This is a genomic window from Pseudomonas sp. FW300-N2A2, from assembly GCF_017351735.1.
Lineage (GTDB): Bacteria > Pseudomonadota > Gammaproteobacteria > Pseudomonadales > Pseudomonadaceae > Aquipseudomonas > Aquipseudomonas migulae.
Map to the genome: position 1 here is coordinate 101,610 of NZ_JACNDU010000006.1, position 22,236 is coordinate 123,845.

18 protein-coding genes are annotated in these 22,236 nt (G+C 60.9%); 6 read left to right on the forward strand and 12 right to left on the reverse strand.

Annotated elements, in window-relative coordinates:
- Positions 1 to 11: 11 nt before the first annotated feature.
- From J4E42_RS11290 to mreB, 7 genes are all read right to left on the reverse strand, one after another.
- Positions 12 to 860 (reverse strand): carbon-nitrogen hydrolase family protein, encoded by an 849-nt coding sequence (locus J4E42_RS11290; protein ID WP_008037403.1) that lies wholly within the window; start codon positions 858 to 860, stop codon positions 12 to 14.
- A gap of 195 nt (positions 861 to 1,055) precedes the next feature.
- Positions 1,056 to 4,859, reverse strand: a complete 3,804-nt coding sequence (locus tag J4E42_RS11295; protein ID WP_207285278.1) for a YhdP family protein — start codon at positions 4,857 to 4,859, stop codon at positions 1,056 to 1,058.
- A gap of 75 nt (positions 4,860 to 4,934) precedes the next feature.
- Positions 4,935 to 6,392: a ribonuclease G gene (rng, locus tag J4E42_RS11300; RefSeq protein ID WP_008026884.1), complete on the reverse strand. Its 1,458-nt coding sequence runs from the start codon at positions 6,390 to 6,392 to the stop codon at positions 4,935 to 4,937.
- Between the two features lie 57 nt (positions 6,393 to 6,449).
- The gene (locus J4E42_RS11305; RefSeq protein ID WP_207285279.1) at positions 6,450 to 7,046 is read right to left on the reverse strand and encodes a nucleoside triphosphate pyrophosphatase; all 597 of its coding nucleotides are present in this window, start codon (positions 7,044 to 7,046) and stop codon (positions 6,450 to 6,452) included.
- 44 nt (positions 7,047 to 7,090) lie between these two features.
- Positions 7,091 to 7,582, reverse strand: a complete 492-nt coding sequence (mreD, locus tag J4E42_RS11310) for a rod shape-determining protein MreD (RefSeq protein ID WP_008037410.1) — start codon at positions 7,580 to 7,582, stop codon at positions 7,091 to 7,093.
- Entirely contained in the window at positions 7,582 to 8,733 is a 1,152-nt protein-coding gene (gene mreC, locus J4E42_RS11315; RefSeq protein ID WP_081500181.1) for a rod shape-determining protein MreC, read from the reverse strand. Before mreC ends, mreD begins: the two co-directional genes overlap by 1 nt.
- Positions 8,734 to 8,871: 138 nt before the next feature.
- Complete coding sequence (gene mreB, locus J4E42_RS11320; RefSeq protein ID WP_002555108.1) at positions 8,872 to 9,909, reverse strand: rod shape-determining protein MreB; 1,038 nt, start codon at positions 9,907 to 9,909, stop codon at positions 8,872 to 8,874.
- A 214-nt stretch (positions 9,910 to 10,123) separates the two neighbouring features.
- Here mreB and gatC point away from each other — a divergent pair, with 214 nt between their 5' ends.
- The 6 genes from gatC (at position 10,124) to J4E42_RS11350 (ending at position 15,345) form a co-directional block, all read left to right on the forward strand.
- Entirely contained in the window at positions 10,124 to 10,411 is a 288-nt protein-coding gene (gene gatC, locus J4E42_RS11325) for an Asp-tRNA(Asn)/Glu-tRNA(Gln) amidotransferase subunit GatC (protein WP_008026876.1), read from the forward strand.
- Between the two features lie 16 nt (positions 10,412 to 10,427).
- Positions 10,428 to 11,879 carry an Asp-tRNA(Asn)/Glu-tRNA(Gln) amidotransferase subunit GatA gene (gatA, locus tag J4E42_RS11330; protein ID WP_008026874.1) on the forward strand — a complete coding sequence of 484 codons (1,452 nt, stop codon included), beginning with the start codon at positions 10,428 to 10,430 and terminating at the stop codon, positions 11,877 to 11,879.
- A 10-nt stretch (positions 11,880 to 11,889) separates the two neighbouring features.
- Complete coding sequence (gatB, locus tag J4E42_RS11335; protein ID WP_008026871.1) at positions 11,890 to 13,335, forward strand: Asp-tRNA(Asn)/Glu-tRNA(Gln) amidotransferase subunit GatB; 1,446 nt, start codon at positions 11,890 to 11,892, stop codon at positions 13,333 to 13,335.
- Between the two features lie 149 nt (positions 13,336 to 13,484).
- Positions 13,485 to 13,856: a septal ring lytic transglycosylase RlpA family protein gene (locus J4E42_RS11340; RefSeq protein WP_008037420.1), complete on the forward strand. Its 372-nt coding sequence runs from the start codon at positions 13,485 to 13,487 to the stop codon at positions 13,854 to 13,856.
- A gap of 50 nt (positions 13,857 to 13,906) precedes the next feature.
- A complete protein-coding gene (locus J4E42_RS11345; protein WP_008037426.1) occupies positions 13,907 to 14,968 on the forward strand; it encodes a calcium/sodium antiporter in 1,062 nt (353 codons plus the stop codon).
- On the forward strand, positions 14,965 to 15,345 hold the full coding sequence (locus J4E42_RS11350) for a carboxymuconolactone decarboxylase family protein (RefSeq protein WP_008037429.1): 381 nt from the start codon (positions 14,965 to 14,967) through the stop codon (positions 15,343 to 15,345). The genes J4E42_RS11345 and J4E42_RS11350 overlap by 4 nt, the downstream gene beginning before the upstream one ends.
- Before the next feature lie 129 nt (positions 15,346 to 15,474).
- Here the strand turns inward: J4E42_RS11350 and J4E42_RS11355 are convergent, their stop codons facing one another.
- The 5 genes from J4E42_RS11355 to kdgD form a co-directional block, all read right to left on the reverse strand.
- Complete coding sequence (locus J4E42_RS11355) at positions 15,475 to 16,416, reverse strand: AEC family transporter (protein ID WP_008026863.1); 942 nt, start codon at positions 16,414 to 16,416, stop codon at positions 15,475 to 15,477.
- A gap of 182 nt (positions 16,417 to 16,598) precedes the next feature.
- Complete coding sequence (gene garD / locus J4E42_RS11360) at positions 16,599 to 18,152, reverse strand: galactarate dehydratase (protein WP_008037432.1); 1,554 nt, start codon at positions 18,150 to 18,152, stop codon at positions 16,599 to 16,601.
- 11 nt (positions 18,153 to 18,163) lie between these two features.
- The gene (locus J4E42_RS11365) at positions 18,164 to 19,624 is read right to left on the reverse strand and encodes an MFS transporter (protein WP_207285320.1); all 1,461 of its coding nucleotides are present in this window, start codon (positions 19,622 to 19,624) and stop codon (positions 18,164 to 18,166) included.
- Between the two features lie 60 nt (positions 19,625 to 19,684).
- Complete coding sequence (locus J4E42_RS11370; protein ID WP_008026857.1) at positions 19,685 to 21,130, reverse strand: aldehyde dehydrogenase family protein; 1,446 nt, start codon at positions 21,128 to 21,130, stop codon at positions 19,685 to 19,687.
- Positions 21,131 to 21,190: 60 nt separating this feature from the next.
- Positions 21,191 to 22,102 (reverse strand): 5-dehydro-4-deoxyglucarate dehydratase, encoded by a 912-nt coding sequence (kdgD, locus tag J4E42_RS11375; protein WP_008026855.1) that lies wholly within the window; start codon positions 22,100 to 22,102, stop codon positions 21,191 to 21,193.
- Positions 22,103 to 22,236 lie beyond the last annotated feature (134 nt).

Consider the following 22,236-nt stretch of genomic DNA (forward strand, 5'->3'; position numbering starts at 1 on the left):
ACGCCTTAAATTCATCGTTCTGAGGCAGGTCGCCGGGCGCCCTGCGAGAAAAAGCGCCGGTGACTGGACACCGGCATCCGCGCCCGGATGGACGCCTGTTCGCTGCTATCGCGTTCGGCCAGCAGCACGGCCTCGCCTTGATCCTGTTGCGCCAGCACTCGACCCCACGGGTCGACAATTGCGGCATGCCCCCAGGTTTCTCGCGGCCCCGGATGCGTTCCACCCTGGGCAGCCGCGAGCACATAACACTGGGTCTCAATGGCCCGCGCGCGAATCAGTACATCCCAATGCGCCGCACCGGTCACCGCAGTAAAGGCCGACGGCGCGGTAATCAACTCCGCCCCGGCAGCGCGTAATTCGCTGTACAGCTCCGGGAAGCGCAGGTCGTAACAGACCGTCAGGCCGACTCGACCGACGGGCGTGTCCACGACCACCACGTCACTGCCATAAGCATAGTCATCGGACTCACGATACCGCCCACGGTTGTCCGCCACGTCCACGTCGAACAAGTGCAGCTTGTCGTAGCGTGCCACCGTTTCGCCCTGATCATTGACCAGCAGCGAGCAGGCATGCACTTTCGCCGCTGGCTGATCCGCCGGCGGCAACGGCAATGTGCCGGCCACTATCCATAACTTGAGGTCGCGGGCGGTCTGTTTCAACCAGGGCAGGATCGGACCTTCGCCCAACGCCTCGGCGCGGCCGATGTCAGCGATGTCGCGTCGGCCCATGGCGGCGAAGTTTTCCGGCAGCACGGCAAGCTTTGCGCCCCCGACGGCCGCTTGCTCGAGCAGCCGACGGGCCTGGGCCAGATTGGCCAGCACGTCGCTCTGGCTGACCATTTGAATCACCGCTACAGACATGGCCTTCCCTTTACCTGGAAATCAATAGATACCCCGTAGGAGCGAGGCTTGCCCGCGAAAGCGTCGTTCCTGACACACCTCGGTGGGTCGGTTCGCGGGCAAGTCGGGTCGCCGCATCGCTCGCTCCTACAGAGATTAGCGTCGGAGCATTAGAGCCTAGGGCCATGCTACTCCATAGGCTTGGGGAGTGGCTTTTCAAAAAGGTTTGTCGAAGGTGATTTTCGGCTCTTTCCACGGGCCTTTGACGGTGTATTTCACGCTGGCGAAACGTGCCACGCGGTCACCGATCAGCTTGTCGATCAGGAACAGCGCCCCACCGATGGCCGGTGCACCGACAATCAGCGCGGCAATCGGCAAGTTGTTGGTAACCGGCAAGGTCACCAGCAGTTTCGCATCGATCTGATCACCCACCAGGTCCAGCGTGCCATTGAGCTCGACATTGCTCGACGGACCGGTCAGCAGAATCGGCTCACGGGTCACGTAAACGCCGTTGGTCCCGACCAGCAAGCCTTTGACCCGGTCGTAACTCAAGCCTTTGCCAAACAGATCGGAGAAGTCCAGCCGCAAGCGCCGGCCGATGGAGTTGAAGTTGAGCAGGCCAAATACCCGCAACGCCTGAGCGCCACCCTCGACTTCAACGAACTGGCCTTTGTTCAGCGACGCATCAAGCGTCCCGGAGAAGCGCTTGGTGGCCAGCCAGGCCGGTGAACCGGGCCAGCGACCGTCGACATCCATATGAAACTCTTCGCTGGTGACACTGGGCGCAAAGCCCCAGCCTTTCAGCACATCCGCCAGATTTTTGCCGCTGACCCGGCCCTTGTACCAACTGGTGGAAGCACCAGGCGCGCCTTCCCAGCCGCCGCTGCCCTGCAACAGAAGGCCCTTGAGGCCCAGATCCAGCGTATTGAGCGCGATGCCTTTGGCGGTCGGACGCACTTTCAGCGACCAGCCCCCGACCAGGTCCTGCCCCTGGAACAGTTGATTGATGGTGATATCCAGCGCCGGGATCTTCGTCGGATCCACTGAGGCCAATGGATCCGGCGAATTTTCATCGGCCAAAATCGTTGGGTCCGGTGCCGGCAAACGCACGTATTGCAGATTGATCGCAATCGGTGCGCCTTTCGCATCGGGGATACCGGCGGTGCCCTTGACCTGTTGGCTGTCGAGTTGCAGGGCCCATGCACTCGGCTTTCGGTTCAACTGCACCGAGGCCTGATCAAGCGTGGTACCGATGCCGCTGAGCTTGCCAACCTTGAAATCCGCGCCGCTGAGCAACTGCTTGGCGCTGCCGCCCGGATCCTGGCCGGCATACTTGTCCACCAGATCCTTCCACGGGCCGACATCCAGCTCCGACAGCACGCCGCGCACCCGCAGGCCTTTGCCGCCTGGCAATACGGCATCGCCACCACCGAGGAACAGTTCACCGCGACCGTCGGCAAAACTGCCGGCCGGCGCTGCAAACGTGAAGCTGGCCAATTCGCCGTACTTGACCCAGTAACGCCGTTCCGGCCCTTGCAGGGTCATGCGGAACGTCGTGTCGCGCCCCACATCGGCCGCCATGCCGAACGGCGCAGGCAAATCGACGGCCACGCCTTTGAGGCTGGAATTGACCATCAACTGGCTGTCTGCGCCATCCAGGTTCAGTTGCAACTGATACGGGATCAAACCAGAGACCGGCAACGGCTGCGTGACACTCAGCCAGTCAGTCAGCTTTTTGACCTCGACCTGGCCGGAAGCGGTGACGCGCGTCTTGATGTCGCCTGGACTGCCATCGGCGAAAATCTGTGCGGTGACGGGTTTGTCAAAGGCACGAGCGGTGATGTTCTGCCCACTCAAGCCTTTGGTGCTGTCGAAGCGGAAATCGCCCTTCAACTGAGTCAGTTCAAGGACTGGCTCGGCCAGTTTCAAGCGCGCCTTGGCGGTCTTGAAGTCGACGAGGATATTCGGCTGTTCGCCTTTGGCCAGCGGAATATCCAGTTTCAGCTTGCCCTTCAGCTCGCCCTCGCCTTCCCATCCGGCGAAGGTGGCGGCGGTGCCGATCGGCGCTTCCTGGAGAATTTTCAGGCCATCGCCCAACCCGCCAGCGAAAGCGCCATCGAGCAACAGGTGAGGGTTTTGCCCGGCGGGCGCATGGGGAATGTTGACGTAAATATCGCTGACTTGTGTGTCGAGCAACTGACCTTTGCTGGCCAGAATCCGCACGCCACTGTCTTCGATGAACACGTCGCCAGTGACCTTGCTGACATGCGGCCAACCCGGCTGGAACGCCAGCTCGGCATCGTGCACTTTGAAGAACAGGCTGATGCTGCGCGCGGTGTCGGCGGCGCCATGGTTCAGCGAGCCTTGATACTGGAAGAAGCCCTGGTCCACCGCGCCCTTGAGAATCGCCGTACGCAACCATTCGTCCAGCGCCGGGCTGAGCACTTCGGGCAGGTACTTGGCGGTGTACTTGCCATCGCCCTCCACCAGGCCGACCCGCAGGTCCATGTAGTCTTCCTGGGTGTGATCGAAATGCAGGCGGATCAGGAAGTCGCCGGCAATCTTGCCCTCTTCGCCCAGCACCTTCAGGTACGGCGCGATCAGGGTGAAACCTTCTTTGTCGAGCTTCCAGGTCAAACGGGCGTTGGCCTGAATGTACTGCCATGGCTTGGCGAAAATCGGGTCCAGGTGCAGGGAAAAATCCTTGCTGTCCATGCGCAGTTCGCCGTGACCCAGATCACCGCTGATGCTGCCGCTGACATTCCGTGCAGCCGGGGCACCGTGATAGGCATCAAAGCCGACCCGGTCGAGGTTGGCGGCAAAACTGACCTTGCTGTCGTCGGTGGCGTTGGGCCGGATGTCGACCAGCACGTTACGCAAACCACCCGTCACCTTGAGCCGCTCGACGGCGGTGGCGAGGCCTTCGGGCAATGGCCCCAAGGCATTCAGCAGCGGAGTCAGCGGGGTGAGGTCGAGGCGGTCGGCTTGCAGATGCCAGAGCTCTTCGGTCGTGTCGGTGGCCAGGCTCTGTTTGAGTTGCAGGTGCGATTCCCAGCGGGTCTCACCGAAGTTCATGGACAGCGAGTCCACCGTCACCAGAAAGCCTTCCGCACTGCGCTGGAAATAGCTGTTGAGCGCCAGGTTGTTGATCTGGATCGGCTTGCGCTCGGCGTAGGCGCCCTTGAGTTGCGGCGCGTTCAAGCGGATCGCGGCGCTTTGCAGAGCGCCCTTATCCCAGTTGACCCAGAGTTCGCCACCGGCCTTGATTTCGGAAAAGTTCCATTGCTGGGTCACACGCTCGGGCAGCCATTTCGACCAGTCGCTTTGCGGCAGGCTCAGGTACGCATCCGCTGCACCGTCCTGCCACTGACTGGCGCTAATGCGGGTGCGAACGCTCATGGCGACCGGCTGGCCGTCGGGCAGGGTCAGCCGTGCGTCGAGTCGCTGCCGGGAGACGCCGGTTTTCAGATTCAGGCCAACGTAGGTCAAGGTCAGCGGCGGGTGATCCAGTGGCTGCAAGGTCACTTGGCTGTCGAGCACCGACAACTGCTGGACCATCTGCATGCGATTGAGCAGTTGTTCCGGATCCAGCGGCTGATCCTGCTGCACCGGCAAGCCTTCCAGCGCCCAATGACCGTCCTCGCCTTCCTTGAGGCTGATCTTCAGACCGTTGAGTTCCAGATGAGCGATGCGCAGTTCACGGGCCGCCAGGCTGGCCCAGAGGTCCGGCACCGCGCGCACCTGATCCAGACGCAGGGCATTGGCGCCCTCGCCCACCATCACGTCGTGAGCCAGCAGAATCGGCGCGAAGCCACTCCAGTTGCCTTCCAGCTCACCGATATGCAGCGGCATGCCCAGGGCTGCGCCGGCTTTGGTTTCGACTTCGGCCCGATATTCGGCCACCAGCGGCGCCAGCTCGCGACCGAGACTGACGTAAAGCGCCATCATCACCAAAGCCAACGCGCACAGGCCCAGACCCCAGCGGGTCAGTGCGGCCAAAATGCGTGTCAGACGGTCCATGTCAGTTGGCTCCCATGGCAAAATTACTGCAAAAAGCTGAGGCCAGCTGTTCTAGTCGGGTTGAAACACAGCGATTCAGAGCAGCACCACGTCGTATTGTTCCTGGGAATACATGGTTTCCACCTGGAACCGAATGGTGCGTCCGATAAATCCTTCCAGCTCGGCGACGTTGCCCGACTCTTCATCGAGCAAGCGGTCGACGACTTTCTGATTCGCCAATACACGATAGCCTTCCGCTTGATAGGCGCGAGCCTCACGGAGGATTTCGCGGAAAATTTCGTAGCAGACCGTTTCCGGTGTCTTGAGCTTGCCGCGCCCCTGGCAACTGTTGCACGGCTCGCACAGTACTTGTTCGAGACTTTCGCGAGTGCGCTTGCGGGTCATCTGCACCAGGCCCAACTCGGTGATGCCGATAATGTTGGTCTTGGCGTGGTCGCGCTCCAGTTGTTTCTCCAGCGTGCGCAGCACCTGACGCTGATGCTCTTCGTCTTCCATGTCGATGAAGTCGATGATGATGATCCCGCCCAGATTGCGCAGGCGCAGTTGGCGAGCGATGGCGGTCGCGGCTTCGAGGTTGGTCTTGAAGATGGTTTCTTCAAGGTTGCGATGACCGACGAACGCCCCGGTATTGACGTCGATGGTGCTCATGGCTTCCGCCGGGTCCACCACCAGGTAACCGCCGGACTTCAGCGGAACCTTGCGTTCGAGGGCTTTCTGGATTTCGTCTTCGACGCCGTACAGGTCGAAGATCGGCCGCTCGCCCGGATAATGCTCCAGGCGATCCGCGATTTCCGGCATCAGTTCGGCCACGAACTGCGTGGTTTTCTGGAAGGTTTCCCGGGAGTCGATGCGGATCTTCTCGATCTTCGGGCTGACCAGGTCGCGCAAGGTGCGTAGTGCCAGGCCGAGGTCTTCGTAGATCACACTCGGCGCGCTGATGGTTTTGATCTGCTCGTTGATCTGATCCCAGAGCCGGCGCAGGTAGCGGATGTCCATGAGGATCTCATCGGCCCCGGCGCCTTCGGCGGCGGTACGCAGGATGAAACCACCGGCTTCCTTGATACCTTCCGTGGCCACGCAATCGGTGACCACTTGCTTGAGGCGCTCGCGCTCGGCTTCGTCTTCGATCTTCAGGGAAATGCCGACATGCGCGGTACGCGGCATGTACACCAGATAACGCGAAGGTATTGATAGTTGTGTGGTCAGGCGTGCGCCTTTGGAACCGATCGGGTCCTTGGTGACTTGCACGACCAGGCTTTGGCCTTCATGGACCAGGGAGCTGATGCTTTCGACCGCAGGGCCTTCGCGCAGGGAAATTTCCGAGGCATGAATGAACGCTGCGCGGTCCAGACCGATGTCGACGAACGCCGCCTGCATGCCCGGCAACACCCGCACGACTTTGCCTTTATAGATGTTGCCGACGATACCGCGTTTTTGCGTGCGTTCGACGTGGACCTCTTGCAGGACACCGTTTTCAACCACCGCCACGCGCGATTCCATCGGCGTGATGTTGATCAGGATCTCTTCACTCATGGCAGGGTCTCGTTCAGGCATGTTCACGATAATGGCCGCATCTTGTCAGTACGACGCTCAGCGCGCGTTAAGGGTTTGCCAACAGGGTATGCCGAAATGGCCAAGCAGCTCAGCGGTTTCGCACAGCGGCAGTCCGACCACCGCCGAGTAGCTGCCATTGAGCCCGGCGACAAACACCGCGCCCAGTCCTTGAATGCCATAGCCACCCGCCTTGTCCCGCGGTTCGCCGCTGGCCCAGTAGGCCGCCGCTTCATCGAGATCGATGGGGCGAAAACGCACCAGGCTGCGCACAACACGAGACTCGCAACGCTCACCGTCAAGCACGGCAATGGCGGTCAGCACTTCATGTTCTTGTCCTGCCAACATCATAAGCATGGCGCACGCGTCGGCTTCGTCCACCGGTTTGCCGAGAATTTTGCCGTTGAGCACTACGGCGGTATCAGCGCCCAGCACGCAAAAATCGGCGTCGGACACGACCGCACCACGCCCGGCTTCAGCCTTGCCGCGCGCAAGGCGCTCGACATAGGCCGACGGCGATTCATGGTTCAAAGGGGTTTCATCGATGTCCGCGCTGATGGCGGAGAACGGCACGCCGATCTGCGTAAGCAGCTCACGCCGACGCGGCGAGCCTGAGGCGAGGAATAGCTGTTTCATCAAGACATCTCCCTTGTCATGGTGTGGGCAAATGCCTGACCGAATCAGTTAATTTTGTAACGTCGACGCAGACCGCGCAAACCGAAGCTGATCCACGGCCAGAGCAACGCGCTGACCAGTGCCGGCAAGACCAGCGCCAGCGTTGGCTGACGATTGCCGGTCAGGGCGCTGAGCCACAGCTGAACAAGCTGCGCGAGGCCGAAGATCACCAGGATCACCAGGCTCTGTTGCCACATCGGGAACATCCGCAGCCGCTGTTGCAGCGACAGCACCAGGAACGTGATGAGCGTCAGGATCAACGCGTTCTGGCCCAGTAGCGTGCCGTAAAGCACATCTTCGGCCAGGCCCAGGCACCACGCGGTGACCATGCCGACTTTCTGCGGCAGGGCCAACGCCCAGAACGCCAGCAGCAAGGCGAGCCATAGCGGGCGAAGGATTTCCATGAATTGCGGCAGCGGCGAAACGCTGAGCAACATGCCGATGGCGAACGTCAGCCAGATCATCCAGCCGTTTCGGGAGGCGGTAGCACCGACCATTATTCTCTTCCCCCAGTGGTAGCCGGTGCAGAGACAGGCGGTTTGGCAGCGGGCTTCACGACAGCGGGTTGTGTCGCCGGTGGTTTGGCGGCGGGTGCAGTCGCGGGCGGCTTGGCGGCGGCAGGGTGTGCGGCAGCGGGTTTGACCGGGGTTGTGGCAGCAGGCTTGGCCGGGGTCGCAGCAGGTGCAGTCGCTGGAACGGCGGCGGCAGCAGCAGGAGCAATCACCGCAGCAGGTTTCGGCACGGTGGCGGGAATGATTGGCCCGCCGCCTTGCGCATCGAGGTTTTCCTGGGCCTGAGCGGCGTCGTTTGCACGCTCTTCCGGTGTACGCGTATCGCTGAACACCAGCAACAGGTAACGGCTACGGTTCAAGGCAGCGGTCGGCACGGCGCGGACAATGGCAAATGGCTGGCCGGAATCGTGAATCACTTCCTTGACCGTCGCCACCGGGTAACCCGCCGGGAATCGCTGGCCGAGACCGGAGCTGACCAGCAAGTCGCCTTCCTTGATGTCCGCCGTGTCGGCCACGTGACGCAGTTCCAGACGCTCCGGGTTGCCGGTGCCGCTGGCAATCGCTCGCAGTCCGTTACGGTTCACTTGCACCGGGATGCTGTGGGTGGTGTCGGTGAGCAACAGCACACGGGAGGTGTACGGCATCAACTCGACCACCTGGCCCATCAGGCCACGGGCATCGAGCACCGGCTGACCGAGGACCACACCGTCGCGCTCACCTTTATTGATGATGATGCGATGGGTGAAGGGGTTGGGGTCCATGCCGATCAACTCGGCCACTTCGACCTTCTCGTTGACCAGCGCGGAGGAATTGAGCAACTCGCGCAGCCGAACGTTCTGCTCGGTGAGGGCGGCAAGCTTTTGCATGCGACCCTGCAGCAGCAGGTTTTCGGTCTTGAGTTTTTCGTTTTCGGCGACCAGCTCGGTACGGCTGCCAAACTGGCTGGCCACACCTTGCCATAGCCGCTGCGGCAGGTCGGTGATCCAGTAAGACTGCATCAGCACCAGCGACATCTGGCTACGCACTGGCTTGAGCAGTGTGAAGCGGGCATCGACCACCATCAGCGCGACCGATAGCACGACCAGCACCAACAAGCGCACGCCCAGTGAAGGCCCTTTGGTGAAAAGCGGTTTAATAAGCCGCTCCTCCCAGGCAAATGTTTTCTTTATTCATACGGCAGACCGGCCTGGATACAGACTGACAGAAGGTAAACGCAAACAGGCAGCACTGCAAAGTGCCGCCTGCGCGCTCAACAGCATAGTTGCATCGGGCGATCACTCGCTCGACAGCAGATCCATGGTGTGTTTATCCATCATTTCCAATGCGCGGCCACCGCCGCGAGCAACGCAGGTCAGCGGGTCTTCGGCAACGATCACCGGCAGACCGGTTTCCTGGGCCAGCAACTTGTCGAGGTCACGCAGCAAGGCGCCACCACCGGTCAGTACCAGGCCACGCTCGGCGATGTCGGAAGCCAGCTCCGGAGGCGATTGCTCCAGTGCGCTTTTAACAGCCTGAACGATAGTGGCCAGGGACTCTTGCAGAGCTTCCAGCACTTCATTGGAGTTCAGGGTGAATGCGCGTGGAACGCCTTCGGCCAGGTTACGGCCGCGAACGTCGACTTCGCGAACTTCGCCGCCCGGGTAGGCAGTACCGATTTCCTGTTTGATGCGCTCGGCGGTGGATTCGCCGATCAGGCTGCCGTAGTTGCGGCGCACGTAGGTGATGATCGCTTCGTCGAAGCGGTCGCCGCCAACCCGTACGGATTCGGCGTAAACCACACCGTTCAGGGAGATCAGTGCGATTTCAGTGGTACCACCACCGATATCGACCACCATCGAACCGCGTGCTTCTTCAACCGGCAGGCCGGCACCGATCGCAGCCGCCATCGGCTCTTCGATCAGGAACACTTCACGTGCGCCGGCACCAAGGGCCGATTCACGGATGGCACGACGCTCAACCTGAGTGGATTTGCACGGAACGCAGATCAGCACACGAGGGCTAGGCTGCAGGAAGCTGTTTTCGTGAACCTTGTTGATAAAGTATTGCAGCATCTTTTCGCAGACGCTGAAGTCGGCAATGACGCCATCCTTCATCGGACGAATGGCGGCAATGTTGCCCGGCGTACGGCCGAGCATGCGCTTGGCCTCGGTGCCGACAGCAACGACACTTTTCTGGTTACCGTGTGTCCGAATAGCCACAACCGATGGCTCATTCAGGACGATTCCGCGCTCGCGCACGTAAATAAGGGTGTTGGCAGTGCCCAGGTCAATGGAAAGATCGCTGGAAAACATGCCACGCAGTTTCTTGAACATGGGAAAGGGACCCTAGGCAACGCGTGGGTAAAAAAGTGCGGCAAACTCTAACAACGACAGGGATTTTGGGCAAGGCGCCAATATGTTAAATTGGCCGCTTTTCTGTGCACCAACCCCCACAATCGCGGCCTTATGACCGTAGAAATGCGGTAGTGTTCCGACAATCTAACACACGGATAGCATCCGTTCTGTTTTCCTTCCACTGGAGAATCCCATGACGCTTGAACGCTCCGACGTGGAAAAAATCGCTCATCTGGCCTGTCTGGGCCTCAATGATGCCGATCTTCCACACATCACTTCGGCCCTGAACAGCATTCTGGGACTGGTCGACGAAATGCAGGCGGTCAATACCGACGGTATCGAGCCGCTCGCCCACCCACTGGAAGCCAGCCAGCGCCTGCGTGCAGACGTCGTGACCGAGACCAATCATCGCGAGGCCTATCAGTCCATCGCACCAGCGGTCGAAAACGGCCTGTACCTGGTTCCGAAAGTCATCGACTAAAGGGAAAGAGCCTGCAATGCATCAATTGACTCTGGCCGAGATCGCCCGCGGACTCGCCGATAAAAAGTTTTCTTCCGAAGAGCTGACCAAAGTCCTGCTGGCGCGCATCGCCCAGCTCGATCCACAGCTCAACAGCTTCATCAGCCTCACCGAAGACCTGGCGCTCCAGCAGGCGAAAGCCGCTGACGCACGCCGGGCCAATGGTGAGAGCGGCGCCCTGCTCGGCGCGCCGATCGCCCATAAAGACCTGTTCTGCACCCAGGGCGTGCGCACCAGCTGCGGCTCGAAGATGCTCGACAACTTCAAGGCACCGTACGACGCCACCGTCGTCGCCAAACTGGCAGCCGCCGGCGCGGTGACCCTGGGCAAGACCAACATGGACGAATTCGCCATGGGTTCGGCCAACGAGTCGAGCTACTACGGCGCGGTGAAAAACCCGTGGAACCTGGAACACGTGCCGGGCGGTTCGTCCGGTGGTTCGGCGGCGGCCGTTGCCGCTCGTCTGTTGCCAGCCGCGACCGCCACCGACACCGGCGGCTCGATCCGCCAGCCGGCCGCGTTCACCAACCTCACCGGCCTGAAACCGACCTACGGTCGCGTTTCGCGCTGGGGCATGATCGCTTACGCGTCCAGCCTCGATCAGGGTGGCCCGTTGGCGCGCACCGCCGAAGACTGCGCGATCCTGCTGCAAGGCATGGCCGGTTTCGACAGCAATGACTCCACCAGCATCGACGAGCCCGTGCCGGATTACAGCGCCAGCCTCAACGATTCGCTGAAAGGCCTGCGCATCGGTGTGCCGAAGGAATACTTCAGCGCCGGTCTCGACCCGCGTATCGCCGAGTTGATCCAGAACAGCATCAAGGAGCTGGAAAAGCTCGGTGCCGTGATCAAGGAAATCAGCCTGCCGAACATGCAGCACGCGATTCCTGCGTACTACGTGATCGCCCCGGCAGAAGCGTCTTCCAACCTGTCGCGTTTCGACGGCGTGCGTTTCGGCTATCGCTGCGAAGACCCGAAAAACCTGGAAGACCTGTACAAGCGTTCCCGTGGCGAAGGTTTCGGTGCAGAAGTGCAGCGCCGGATCATGGTCGGCGCCTACGCGCTGTCGGCCGGTTACTACGACGCCTACTACCTGAAGGCGCAGAAGATTCGTCGCCTGGTGAAAAACGACTTCATGGCGGCTTTCAATGAAGTCGACATCATCCTCGGCCCAACCACGCCGAACCCGGCCTGGAAGCTTGGCGCCAAGAGCAGCGACCCGGTCGCTGCCTATCTGGAAGACGTCTACACCATCACCGCCAACCTCGCCGGCCTGCCGGGCTTGTCCATGCCCGCCGGTTTCGTCGATGGCCTGCCGGTCGGCGTGCAACTGCTCGCCCCGTATTTCCAGGAAGGTCGCCTGTTGAACGTTGCCCATCAGTATCAGTTGAACACTGACTGGCACACCCGCACCCCAACCGGCTTCTGAGGAGAAACACATGCAATGGGAAGTCGTGATCGGGCTGGAGATTCATACCCAGCTCACCACCCGGTCGAAAATCTTTTCCGGTAGCTCCACCACTTTCGGTTCCGAGCCGAACACCCAGGCCAGCCTGGTTGACCTCGGCATGCCTGGCGTCTTGCCAGTGCTGAACCAGGAAGCGGTGCGCATGGCCGTGATGTTCGGCCTCGCTATCGATGCCGAGATCGGCCAGCACAACGTGTTCGCCCGCAAAAACTATTTCTACCCGGACCTGCCCAAGGGCTACCAGATCAGCCAGATGGAATTGCCGATTGTCGGCAAGGGCCACCTGGACATCGCCCTTGAAGACGGCACGGTCAAACGCGTTGGCATCACCCGCGCGCACCTGGAAGAAGACGCCGGTAAAAGCCTGCACGAAGAGTTCAACGGTGCCACCGGCATCGACCTGAACCGCGCCGGCACGCCGCTGCTGGAAATCGTTTCCGAGCCGGACATGCGCAGCGCCAAGGAAGCCGTGGCTTACGTCAAGGCTGTCCACGCGCTGGTGCGCTACCTGGGCATCTGCGACGGCAACATGGCCGAAGGTTCGCTGCGTTGCGACTGCAACGTGTCGATCCGTCCGAAAGGCCAGGCTGAGTTCGGCACGCGTTGCGAGATCAAGAACGTCAACTCGTTCCGCTTCATCGAGAAGGCGATCAACACCGAAGTGCAGCGTCAGATCGAACTGATCGAAGACGGCGGCAAGGTGATCCAGCAGACTCGCCTGTACGACCCGAACAAGGACGAAACCCGTCCGATGCGCAGCAAAGAGGAAGCCAACGACTACCGTTACTTCCCCGATCCGGACCTGCTGCCGGTGGTCATCGAGAACTCGTTCCTCGACGACGTGCGCGCCACCCTGCCGGAATTGCCACCGCAGAAACGCGAGCGTTTCCAGGAGCAGTTCGGTCTGTCGGTCTACGACGCCAGCGTCCTGGCCACCAGCCGCGAGCAAGCCGATTACTTCGAGAAAGTCGCGAGCATTGGCGGCGACGCCAAACTGGCGGCCAACTGGGTCATGGTTGAACTGGGCAGCCTGTTGAACAAACAAGGCCTGGACATCGATCAGTCGCCGGTTTCGGCCGAGCAACTGGGCGGCATGCTGCTGCGCATCAAGGACAACACCATCTCCGGCAAGATCGCCAAAGTGGTGTTTGAAGCGATGGCCAACGGCGAAGGCAGCGCGGACGAGATCATCGACAAGCGCGGCTTGAAGCAAGTGACCGACACCGGCGCGATCTCGGCGGTGCTGGACGAAATGCTCGCGGCCAACGCCGAGCAGGTCGAACAATACCGCGCGGCAGACGAAGCCAAACGCGGCAAGATGTTCGGCTTCTTCGTCGGCCAGGCCATGAAAGCCTCCAAAGGCAAGGCCAACCCGCAACAGGTCAACGAACTGCTGAAAAGCAAGCTCGAAGGCTGATGAGCATGGAGCCAGTATTCAAGCCTGGCTCTACCCCCTGTGGGAGCGGGCTTGCTCGCGAAAGCGGTGTGACATTCAGCATTTATGTTGGATGTGATGACCCCTTCGCGAGCAAGCCCGCTCCCACATTTGTTTTTGGGAAACCGTTTATGAAACGTCTACTGGGGGCCTGCGCCCTGTTGTCTTTACTGGCCGGTTGCGCCAGCACCGATGTCGTCGATCCTCACGGTTACGACCAGACAGGCGTGGCGTCCTACTACGGCGCCAAACACCAGGGCAAACGCACCGCCAGTGGTGAACGTTTCGACAAAAATTCCATGACCGCTGCCCACCGCCAACTACCCTTTGGTACGCGGGTGAAGGTCACCAATCTGAAAAACGACAAATCCTGTGTAGTCCGCATCAATGATCGCGGGCCGCACACTCGCGGGCGCCTGATCGACTTGTCTCACGAAGCCGCCGAGCAACTGGGCATGATCAAAAGCGGCACCGCACGGGTTCGCGTGCAAGCCCTCGACTGACTCACGGAGCCCCGACCATTTTCGGACTTGCCGACTTACCCCTGCTCAGCGTGATTGAACTGCTCAGCGGCCTGGTTCTACTGATCGCCGGTGCCGAACTGATGGTGCGCGCCGCCGTGCGCGTGGCCGCGCGACTGCACGTTCGACCGTTGATCATCGGCCTGACCATCGTCGCCCTCGGCAGCAGCGCACCGCAGATGGCCGTCAGCCTGCAAGCCACGCTGGCGCAGAACGCCGACATCGCCGTCGGCAGCGTGATCGGCAGCAGCATCTTCAACATCCTCGTCACCCTCGGGCTTTCGGCGCTGATCATCCCGCTGCGGGTCTCGCGGCAACTGGTGCGCCTGGATATTCCACTGATGATCGGCGCCAGCCTGCTGGTGTTCGTCCTGGCATGGAATGAAGAACTGACCCGGGTCGACGGCGTCCTGCTATTGGCGGCGCTGATGGTGTATCTGGGCCTGCTGCTGCGCCAGTCGCGGCATTCGGCGCGCCCACAAACGAGCCCGCATGAAGGCCCTGAAGTTCCGTGGTTCAGCAGCCTGCTGATGATCGTCGCGGGCCTGGCGATGCTGATCTACGCCGGGCATTTGCTGCTGGGCGCCGCGGTGTCGGTCGCCACGGACCTGGGGCTGTCGGAACGGATCATCGGCCTGACCATCGTCGCCGTCAGCACTTCGTTGCCGGAACTGGCGACCTCGTTGATCGCGGCATTGCGTGGCCAGCGCGACATCGCCGTAGGCAACGTGATCGGCAGCAACCTGTTCAACCTGTTGGGCGTGCTGGGCGTTACCGCACTGATCGCGCCGTCGCCGCTGTCGGTCTCGCCCAACGCGCTGGATTTCGACTTGCCGGTGATGCTCGGCGTCGCGGCGCTGTGCCTGCCGGTGTTCTATTCCGGCTACCGGGTGACCCGCGCCGAAGGTCTGCTGTTTTTGGGTTTGTACCTGGCTTACGGTCTGCACGTGGTGTCGTTCACCACCGGCATGCCGCTGGCCGGCAAGCTTGAACACCTGATGCTGTTTTTCGTCCTGCCGGCGCTGTTGGCGTTTTTGCTGTTCACGTCGCTGCGCGCCTGGCGTCGCCAACACCACAAGAAGGAATTGCCATGACCGACAATAAAAAAACCGGCGTTGAAGTCCGCCGCCAAGTGATGGGCGACGCGTTCGTCGATCGCGCATTGGGCAATGCCACCGAGTTCACCCAGCCGTTGCAGGATTTCGTCAATGAACACGCCTGGGGCAGTGTGTGGAGCCGCGAAGGTTTGCCGCTGAAAACCCGCAGCCTGATCACCCTCGCCGCGCTGACCGCGCTGAAGTGCCCGCAGGAATTGAAAGGCCACGTGCGCGGCGCGCTGAACAATGGCTGCACCGTGGAAGAGATTCGCGAGGCACTGCTGCATTGCGCGGTGTATGCCGGTGTGCCGGCGGCGATCGATGCGTTTCGGGCGGCGCAGGAAGTGATCGATACCTACCAGAAGCCAGAGTAAGTCTTCGAATGCTGTAGTGGCTCATCTACCGCCATCGCGAGCAGGCTCACTCCCACAGGGGAACGCATTCCAAATGTGGGAGCGAGCCTGCTCGCGATGAGGCCCTGAAAAACACTACAAATCCCGACGCTAGATCCACCCACCCCACTGCAACAAAAAGATCCCGATATTGGTGGTCACCGCCGCCATCAGCGTGGTGATCACAATGATCGCCGCCGCCAGTTCATGATTGCCATCGGCCTGACGCGCCATGACAAAACTGGCCGCCGCGGTCGGGCTGCCGAAGTACAGGAACAGAATCCCCAACTCCGCCCCGCGAAAACCCCAGAGCCATGCGCCCAGCGTCGCCAGCACCGGCAGGCCGATCATCTTCACCAGGCTGGAGCTGAGCGCCATGTTGCCGCTTTTGCGCATCGCCGCCAGCGACAGCGTGCCGCCGATGCAGATCAACGCCAAGGGCAACGTGGTTTGCGCCAGGTACTGCCCGGACTTCTCCAGCCAGCCCGGCAAGGCAATATTGAAATACGCGAACGGCGCCGCCGCAAACACGCTGATGATCAGCGGGTTGTTCATCACGCTTTTGCAGATACTCCACGGGTCGGACTTGATCACCGGGCTGTACACCGCCAGCACAATGGTCGACAGCGTGTTGTAAAACAGGATCACCAGTGCCGCGAGAATCGCGCCGAGGGAAATTCCGTAATCGCCGTACATGCTCGCTGCCAGCGCGAGGCCGATAACGCCGTTGTTGCCGCGAAACGCACCCTGGGTGTAAATCCCGCGGTCTTCACGCGGGCACTTCCAGATCGCCCAGCCCCAGGCGATGGCGAAGCTGACCAGCGTGGCAATCGAAAAATAGATCAGCAGCGACGGTTGCAGCGCGGCGTGCAAGTCGGCATGCAGGATGCCCAGAAACAGCAACGCCGGCATGGTGACGTTGAACACCAGAGCCGACGCTGTGTGGATGAAATTGTCGTTGATCCAGTTGATACGCTTTAGCAGCACGCCCAGAAACAGCATGGCAAACACCGGCGCGGTGATGTTCAGGGTTTCGAGGAAGATAGCCAGCATGCCGGGGGTCACCTTGGGTGGGCGTCGTTAGGGGGCTAATGATAAGCCACCCAGGGCGTTGGCGTCTGGTAGACCGCTATCGCCGGCAAGCCGGCTCCTACAGGAACTGTGTCGTACGCAAATTTTGTGTACGACGAAGACCCTGTAGGAGCTGGCTTGCCGGCGATGCAGGCGCCTCGGTCTTAAGTAATGGGCGCCGGGTTGAACAGGGTAATGTCGTTATGCAGCTTGTGCCGCTCCGACCATGTCTGTTTCTTCCCGCTGGCCACGTCCAGGTAGTAGTGAAACAACTCCCAGCCGAGATCCTCGATCGACGCTCGTCCAGTCGCAATCCGCCCGGCATCGATGTCGATCAGGTCCGGCCAGCGCTGCGCCAGTTCGGTCCGGGTCGATACCTTCACCACCGGCGCCATCGCCAGGCCATACGGCGTGCCACGCCCGGTGGTGAACACGTGCAGGTTCATCCCGGCCGCCAGTTGCAACGTCCCGCAGACAAAATCGCTGGCCGGGGTCGCGCAGAAAATCAGGCCTTTGCGCTTGAAGCGCTCGCCAGGGCCCAGCACGCCGTTGATCGCGCTGCTGCCGGATTTGACGATCGACCCAAGGGATTTCTCGACAATGTTCGACAACCCGCCCTTCTTGTTGCCCGGCGTGGTGTTGGCGCTGCGATCCGCTTCGCCCTTGGCCAGGTAACGGTCGTACCAGTCCATTTCCCGCACCAGTTCCTGAGCGACTTCCTCGGTTTCGGCGCGGGACGTCAGCAGGTAAATCGCGTCGCGCACTTCGGTGACTTCGGAAAACATCACCGTCGCACCAGCGCGCAGCAACAGGTCAGAGGCGTAACCCAGCGCCGGGTTGGCGGTGATGCCGGAGAACGCATCGCTGCCACCACACTGCATGCCGAGAATCAGTTCGGACGCCGGCACGGTTTCCCGGCGACGTTGATCGAGCTTCTTCAAACGGGTCTCGGCCAGGGCCATGATCTGCTCGATCATTTCGGTGAAACCGTGACTCGAATCCTGCAAGCGATACAGCCACGGATCGCTCAAATCCACCGAGCTGTCGTTCTCGTGCATCACCTGCCCGGCCTGCAATTTCTCGCAGCCCAGGCTGATCACCAGCGCTTCGCCGCCCAGGTTCGGGTTGCGCGCCAGGTTACGCACGGTGCGGATCGGGATGTACGCATCCGTCGCGGTGATTGCCACGCCGCAGCCGTAGCTGTGAGTCAACGCGACCACGTCATCGACGTTCGGGTACTTGGGCAGCAACTCGTCCTTGATGCGCTTGACCGCATGATCCAGAACGCCGGTGACACACTGCACCGTGGTGGTAATCCCGAGAATGTTGCGCGTGCCGACGGTCCCGTCGGCGTTGCGATAACCCTCGAACGTAAAGCCTTCCAGCGGTGCCTGCGCCGCCGGCACCTCGGTGGACAGCGGCAAGCTGTCCAGCGGTGGCGCGGTGGGCATGCGCAGTTGATCTTCCTTGACCCAACTGCCGCGCGGAATCGGCTGCAACGCGTAGCCAATGGTCTGGCCGTAACGAATCACCTGGCCGCCCTCGGGAATGTCCTCGAGGGTGACCTTGTGGCTCTGCGGCACGAAGTCCACGGTGACCAGGCCATCGGGAAACTCGGTGCCCGCCGGCACGCCCTGATCGTTGACCACGATCACGACGTTGTCTCGCTCGTGCAGACGGATGTAGCGCGGCGAGTCGGAATGTTCAATCAACTGCATGACGCCGCTCCTCAGGAATGCGCTTGTGACAATTTGTTGTTTGTTTCAGGGCCGCTGACCGGTGGTTCTTTGAGCACCACACGTTTGATCGGGCCAACGATCACCAGGTAGCTGAACACTGCAACCAGTGCGTTGCAACCGACAAACACCAGCGCCCACTTGAACGAACCGGTGGAGCTGATGATGTAGCCGATGACGATCGGCGTGGTGATCGACGCGATGTTGCCGAAGGTGTTGAACAGGCCACCGCTGAGACCGGCAATCTGTTTCGGCGAGGTATCGGACACCACGGCCCAACCCAGTGCACCCACGCCTTTGCCGAAGAATGCCAGGGCCATGAAGCCGACGACCATCCATTCAACATCGACATAGTTGCAAGCCACGATGCTGCTGGAAACCAGCAAGCCCGCGATGATCGGCGCCTTGCGGGCGAAGGTCAGGGAATGGCCCTTACGCAGCAGGTAGTCGGAAATCACCCCGCCGAGCACACCACCGATGAAGCCGCAGATCGCCGGCAACGAGGCGATGAAACCGGCCTTGAGGATGGTCATGCCGCGTTCTTGCACCAGGTATACCGGGAACCAGGTCAGGAAGAAGTAGGTGATGCCGTTGATGCAGTATTGGCCCAGGTACACGCCGAGCATCATGCGGTTGGTCAGCAACTGGCGGATGTAATCCCACTTCGGACCGTCGCTTTTTTTGCCTTTGCCTTTGTCCTGGTCCATATCGACCATGCCGCCGTTGTCGGCGATGTGCTGGAACTCGGCGTCGTTGATCATCGGGTGCTGGCGCGGGCTGTAGATCACCTTCAGCCAGATGCCCGAGAAGATGATGCCGATCACGCCCATCACGATAAACACGTGCTGCCAGCCGAAGCTGTAGACGATCCAGCCCATCAGCGGCGCGAACAACACGGTGGCAAAGTATTGCGCCGAGTTGAAGATCGCCGAGGCGGTGCCGCGCTCAGCGGTCGGGAACCAGGCGGCCACGATGCGTGCGTTACCGGGGAAGGACGGCGCTTCGGCCAGGCCCACCAGGAAGCGCAGCATGAACAGCGCAACCACCGCCGTGGACATGCCGAACTCGCCGACATAGCCCTGCAGCACGGTGAACAATGACCAGGTGAAAATGCTCAGCGCGTAGATTTTTTTCGAGCCGAAACGGTCCAGCAGCCAGCCACCGGGAATTTGCCCGGCCACGTAGGCCCAACCGAATGCGGAGAAGATGTAACCGAGGGTGACCGCGTCGATGCCGAGGTCTTTTTGCAGGCTGGAGCCGGCGATTGCGATGGTTGCCCGGTCGGCGTAGTTGATTGTGGTCACCAGAAAAAGCATGAGCAAAATCAAATAGCGGACGTGGGTCGGCTTGGTCGCTTGCATGTAGATGTACTCCCACTGATTATTTTTATGCGGGTAATAACGGTTTTGTTTTTTGTGGGAGCTGGCCTGCCAGCGATGCGGACACTTCGGTATGTCAGTCACACCGCGGTGATGCCATCGCTGGCAGGCCAGCTCCTACAGGTATTGCGTGAATCAGGAACCGATGTAGGAGGTCTTCACAACCGTGTAGAACTCTTGCGCGTAGCGACCTTGCTCGCGGGAACCATAGGATGAACCTTTACGCCCACCGAATGGAACGTGGTAATCCACGCCCGCCGTCGGCAGGTTGACCATCACCATCCCGGCCTGGGAGTGGCGTTTGAAGTGGTTGGCGTACTTCAGCGACGTGGTGGCGATGCCCGCCGACAGACCGAATTCGGTGTCGTTGGCCATGGCCAGTGCAGCGTCGTAATCCGCCACGCGAACGATGTTGGCCACTGGGCCGAAGATCTCTTCGCGGCTGATGCGCATCGCCGCTTCGCTGTCGGCAAACAGCGTAGGCGCGAGGTAGTAGCCTTCGGTGTCGCAGGTCACCAGACCGCCGCCGCTGACCAGACGTGCACCTTCGGACTGGCCGATGTCGATGTACTTCATGTCCTGTTCAAGCTGAGCTTGCGAGACCACCGGACCGATGTCGGTGCCGGTTTTCAGCGCGTGGCCAACCTTGATCGACTTCATGCGCTCGGCCATGGCTTCGACGAACTTGTCGTGGATGCCGGCAGTGACGATGAAGCGGCTGGAAGCGGTGCAACGCTGGCCGGTGGAGTAGAACGCGCTCTGTACCGACAGTTCGACCGCTTGCTTGAGGTCGGCGTCGTCGAGGATGATCTGCGGGTTCTTGCCACCCATTTCCAGCTGAACCTTGGCCTGGCGCGACACGCAGCTGACGGCGATCTGACGACCGACACCGACGGAACCGGTGAAGCTGATGCCATCGACTTTCGGGCTCTGAACCATTGCATCGCCAACCACGCGACCGCTGCCCATCACCAGGTTGAACACGCCGGCCGGGAAGCCTGCGCGGGAGATGATTTCAGCCAGCGCCCAGGCGCAACCCGGCACCAGATCCGCCGGTTTCAGCACGACGCAGTTGCCGTAGGCCAGGGCCGGGGCGATTTTCCACGCAGGGATGGCGATCGGGAAGTTCCACGGGGTGATCAGACCGACCACGCCCAAGGCTTCGCGAGTGACTTCGACATTGACGCCCGGACGTACCGACGGCAAGTAGTCGCCGGACAGACGCAGGGTTTCACCGGCGAAGAACTTGAAGATGTTACCGGCGCGGGTCACTTCGCCGATGGCTTCAGGCAGGGTCTTGCCCTCTTCCCGAGCCAGCAAGGTGCCGAGCTCTTCGCGGCGAGCGAGGATTTCAGTACCGACTTTATCCAGCGAGTCGTGGCGGGCTTGAATGCCCGAGGTCGACCAGGCCGGGAACGCAGCGCGAGCGGCGTCGATGGCGGCGTGGACCTGGGCCAGATCAGCCTTGGCGTATTCACCGATGGTGTCGGTCAGTTCGGACGGGTTGATGTTGGCGCAGTATTCACTGCCGGCAACCCATTCACCGTTGATGTAGTTATCAAAACGCTTTGTATCAGCCACAACAATTCTCCTCACGCAAAAGGCCGCTGATTGCTCAGCGGCCTTGTTTAATCGGGTGTGTTACTGCGCACCTTGCTTGTCGATCAGCGCGGCGAGCATTTCGTACTCTTCGCCGGTCAGATCGGTCAGCGGCGCACGCACAGGACCTGCGTCATAGCCGGCAATTTTCGCACCCGCCTTGACGATGCTCACTGCGTAACCGGATTTGCGGTTACGGATGTCCAGGTACGGCAGGAAGAAGTCGTCGATGATCTTGCCGACGGTGGCGTGATCTTCGCGAGCGATGGCGTGGTAGAAATCCATCGCGGTTTTCGGGATGAAGTTGAACACCGCCGAGGAGTAAACCGGTACGCCCAAGGCCTTGTAGGCAGCGGCGTAGACTTCGGCGGTCGGCAAACCACCCAGGTAGCTGAAACGATCACCGAGGCGACGACGGATCGACACCATCAACTCGATATCGCCCAGGCCATCCTTGTAGCCGATCAGGTTCGGGCAGCGCTCGGCCAGGCGTTCCAGCAGCGGCGCGGTCAGGCGGCAGACGTTACGGTTGTAAACCACCACGCCGATCTTCACCGATTTGCACACGGCTTCAACGTGGGCGGCAACGCCGTCCTGGCTGGCTTCGGTCAGGTAGTGCGGCAGCAGCAACAGGCCTTTGGCGCCCAGACGCTCGGCTTCCTGTGCGTATTCGATGGCTTGACGGGTCGAACCGCCAACGCCGGCCAGAATCGGCACGCTGGTTTCGCAGGTGTCGACGGCAGTCTTGATGATTTCCGAATATTCGCTGGCCGCCAGGGAGAAGAACTCACCGGTGCCGCCTGCGGCGAACAAAGCCGAGGCGCCGTATGGGGCCAGCCATTCGAGACGCTTGATGTAGCCCGCGCGATTGAAGTCGCCCTGAGCATTGAAATCGGTAACCGGGAAAGACAACAGACCGGAAGAGAGGATGGACTTCAGTTCTTGTGGATTCATTATTCGAACACCCTGGGTAGCAACGTTTGTTTATGTGTGTGTGTGAGAAAACCGTTCAGCCTGCGCCGAAGTTGTAGGTCATCGTACAACTTAAAAAACAACCGTCAACTGCATTTCATCGCCGCACCCAAAAT

Coding starts and splice junctions, on each gene's coding strand:
- J4E42_RS11290 (WP_008037403.1), bottom strand. CDS start 860: ATGTCTGTAGCGGTGATTCAAATGGTCAGCCAGAGCGACGTGCTGGCC.
- J4E42_RS11295 (WP_207285278.1), bottom strand. CDS start 4,859: ATGGACCGTCTGACACGCATTTTGGCCGCACTGACCCGCTGGGGTCTG.
- rng (WP_008026884.1), bottom strand. CDS start 6,392: ATGAGTGAAGAGATCCTGATCAACATCACGCCGATGGAATCGCGCGTG.
- J4E42_RS11305 (WP_207285279.1), bottom strand. CDS start 7,046: ATGAAACAGCTATTCCTCGCCTCAGGCTCGCCGCGTCGGCGTGAGCTG.
- mreD (WP_008037410.1), bottom strand. CDS start 7,582: ATGGTCGGTGCTACCGCCTCCCGAAACGGCTGGATGATCTGGCTGACG.
- mreB (WP_002555108.1), bottom strand. CDS start 9,909: ATGTTCAAGAAACTGCGTGGCATGTTTTCCAGCGATCTTTCCATTGAC.
- gatC (WP_008026876.1), top strand. CDS start 10,124: ATGACGCTTGAACGCTCCGACGTGGAAAAAATCGCTCATCTGGCCTGT.
- gatA (WP_008026874.1), top strand. CDS start 10,428: ATGCATCAATTGACTCTGGCCGAGATCGCCCGCGGACTCGCCGATAAA.
- gatB (WP_008026871.1), top strand. CDS start 11,890: ATGCAATGGGAAGTCGTGATCGGGCTGGAGATTCATACCCAGCTCACC.
- J4E42_RS11340 (WP_008037420.1), top strand. CDS start 13,485: ATGAAACGTCTACTGGGGGCCTGCGCCCTGTTGTCTTTACTGGCCGGT.
- J4E42_RS11350 (WP_008037429.1), top strand. CDS start 14,965: ATGACCGACAATAAAAAAACCGGCGTTGAAGTCCGCCGCCAAGTGATG.
- J4E42_RS11355 (WP_008026863.1), bottom strand. CDS start 16,416: ATGCTGGCTATCTTCCTCGAAACCCTGAACATCACCGCGCCGGTGTTT.
- garD (WP_008037432.1), bottom strand. CDS start 18,152: ATGCAGTTGATTGAACATTCCGACTCGCCGCGCTACATCCGTCTGCAC.
- kdgD (WP_008026855.1), bottom strand. CDS start 22,102: ATGAATCCACAAGAACTGAAGTCCATCCTCTCTTCCGGTCTGTTGTCT.